The sequence below is a fragment of the Nocardia sp. NPDC058497 genome, from assembly GCF_042720195.1.
Lineage (GTDB): Bacteria > Actinomycetota > Actinomycetes > Mycobacteriales > Mycobacteriaceae > Nocardia.
Window position 1 is genome coordinate 1 of sequence record NZ_JBHXMY010000608.1, and the last position, 2,489, is coordinate 2,489.

2 protein-coding genes and 1 pseudogene are annotated in these 2,489 nt (G+C 71.0%); 2 read left to right on the plus strand and 1 reads right to left on the minus strand.

The genetic code is table 11. The features are described 5' to 3' along the window. Window positions 1-38 precede the first annotated feature (38 nt). Window positions 39-866, minus strand: coding sequence for an SOS response-associated peptidase (locus ACFWPJ_RS28110; protein WP_378855803.1), 828 nt, complete (start codon window positions 864-866; stop codon window positions 39-41). 84 nt (window positions 867-950) lie between these two features. Between ACFWPJ_RS28110 and aroA the strand changes: the two genes are divergently transcribed. Together aroA and ACFWPJ_RS28120 are read left to right on the plus strand one after the other, a co-directional pair. Continuing rightward, window positions 951-2,261 (plus strand): 3-phosphoshikimate 1-carboxyvinyltransferase, encoded by a 1,311-nt coding sequence (gene aroA, locus ACFWPJ_RS28115; protein ID WP_378855805.1) that lies wholly within the window; start codon window positions 951-953, stop codon window positions 2,259-2,261. After that, a pseudogene (locus ACFWPJ_RS28120) lies at window positions 2,258-2,489 on the plus strand (ribosome small subunit-dependent GTPase A); the annotation flags it as partial. The gene aroA and the pseudogene ACFWPJ_RS28120, both read left to right, overlap by 4 nt.

The following is a 2,489-nucleotide window of genomic DNA, read 5'->3' on the forward strand; positions in this document are numbered from 1 at the left end:
AAGATACAGTCTTTACCATCGAACCGTTTTCGTATATGTCAAAATTGTCCCGAAAACCCGGGGGCGGGCCCCGAAATGTGAAAGCTGATCTGCCCGGCTCCGTCGTCGGTGGCCTCGGCGGGGGCCAGCAGTTCCGGACCGTTGTTGCGGACGCTGTTCACCAGCGTCGACACCGGCCGCGCGACGATCGCGGCCGCCTCCTCCGGCGACACCCCGGCCAGCAGCTCGGCGGGCGCTGGATGGTCGGGGTCGAGCCAGGCAGCCCAGTGCTCGCGCGGCATCGGCAGCGGCATCCGGTCGTGGATGCGCGCCAGATCGCCGATGGCGTCGGTGGTGAGGATCGTGCACGACAGCAGCGGCTCGGCATCGGGGACCTCACGATCGCGCCACACCGACCACAATCCGGCCATGTACAGCCGCGACCCGTCCGCGTGCGACATGTAGAACGGCCGCTTGACGGCCTTGCCCTTGGCGGCCGGCGCCGATTCGACCAGCCACTCGTACCAGCCGTCCATCGGCACCAGGCAGCGCTTGTGCTTGGCGGAGTCGCGGAACGACGGCGCGGTGACCGCCCTGTCGGCGCGGGCGTTGAACAGCGGCTTGCCCTTGGCCGGCACCCCCGGCTCGCCCGCCTTGGTCCAGGACGGGATCAGGCCCCAGCGCATGCGCCGCACCCGCAGTTTCGGGTCGTCCTCGGGCTCGCCGTGCGAGTGCCGTTCCACCACTGTCAGCACCCGGGTGGTCGGCGCCACGTTGTAGCTCACCGTCGATTCCTGCTGGTCCGCGTCGAGGTCGGTCTCGTCGATCGCGTCGAGTTCGGCCGCCAGCCGACCCGGATTCGTGGTCGTCGCATATCGTCCGCACATGGGGCCATCGTCTCACCGGAGTCCGACACCCGGCGGCGACGCGACCGCACCGAATTCCACACCACCCGTGTGCCCGGACCGCACATGCGCGAAGATGGGCGGGTGAGTTTCTGGCCAGCGCCCCATATCGAGGTCCCCGTCCACGCGACCGTGACCCTGCCCGGTTCGAAATCCATCACCAATCGCGCGCTCATCCTGGCCGCACTGGCCGATGGCCCGTCCACCCTCACCGGTGCGCTGCGCAGCCGCGACACCGACCTGATGATCAAGGCACTGCAGGGCCTTGGCACCGAGATCCTCGGTGACGCCGAGACCCTCGAGGTCACCCCGGCGCCGCTGCGCAGCACCGCGGTCGACTGCGGCCTGGCGGGCACCATCATGCGGTTCCTGCCGCCCGCCGCCGCGCTGGCGACCGGCGATGTGGCGTTCTTCGGTGACGAGCAGGCCAAGCTCCGCCCGCTGACCACCATCCTGGACGCGCTGCGCAAGCTCGGCCTCGACGTCGACGGCGACGCGCTGCCGTTCGTCGTGCACGGCACCGGCCGCCTGCGCGGCGGCGCGGTCACCATCGACGCGTCGGGTTCCTCGCAGTTCGTCTCCGGGCTGCTGCTCTCGGCCGCCCGCTTCGACGAGGGCATCACCGTGCAGCACGACGGCAAGCCGCTGCCGTCCATGCCGCACATCGAGATGACCGTGGAGATGCTGCGCCGCGCCGACGTGGTGGTGCACACCCCCGCCGACTCGCGCAGCGCCCAGACCTGGACCGTGGAACCAGGCCCGATCCGCGCGGTCGACTGGGAGATCGAGCCCGACCTGTCCAATGCCACCCCGTTCCTGGCGGCGGCCGCCGTCACCGGCGGCGAGGTGAGCATCCCGATGTGGCCGCGCGGCACCACCCAGCCCGGTGACGTGATCCGCGAGATCCTGGTGCGGATGGGCGCCGAGGCCCGCATCTTCGACGGTGTGCTCACCGTGCGCGGCCCGGAGCGCCTGGCCGGCATCGACATCGACCTGCACGACGTCGGTGAACTCACCCCCACCGTCGCCGCGCTGGCCGCCCTGGCCGACTCGCCCTCGGTGCTGCGCGGCATCGCGCACCTGCGCGGGCACGAAACCGACCGGCTCGCAGCGCTTTCCGCCGAGATCAACCGGCTCGGCGGCAACGTCACCGAGACCGAGGACGGCCTCGAGATCGTGCCCGCCCCGCTGCACGGTGGGCAGTGGCACTCCTACGCCGATCACCGGATGGCCACCGCCGGTGCGATCCTCGGCCTGCGGGTGCCCGGCGTGGAGATCGAGGACATCGGCACCACGGCCAAGACGCTGCCGACCTTCGTCGCCCTGTGGGAGCAGATGCTGGCGCCCGCCTTATCGGGTGAGGGAGCGTCGCACTGAGCCGCAAAGGCCGCTCCGCAGCCAGCTACGACGAATCCGATGTGCGGGTCCGCCCTGGCAAGGCCTCGCGTCCGCGCACCAAGACCCGGCCCCAGCACAACGACGCCGAGGCCGCGATGGTGGTCTCGGTGGACCGCGGTCGCTGGGGCTGTGTGCTCGACGGTGACGCCGACCGGCGCATCGTCGCCATGCGGGCCAGGGACCAGTGCCGCCCGCCGCTCGGCGTGG

Bases quoted from the DNA above. Each gene is read 5' to 3' on its own strand.
- ACFWPJ_RS28110 (WP_378855803.1), bottom strand. From the start codon at position 866: ATGTGCGGACGATATGCGACGACCACGAATCCGGGTCGGCTGGCGGCC.
- aroA (WP_378855805.1), top strand. From the start codon at position 951: ATGCGCGAAGATGGGCGGGTGAGTTTCTGGCCAGCGCCCCATATCGAG.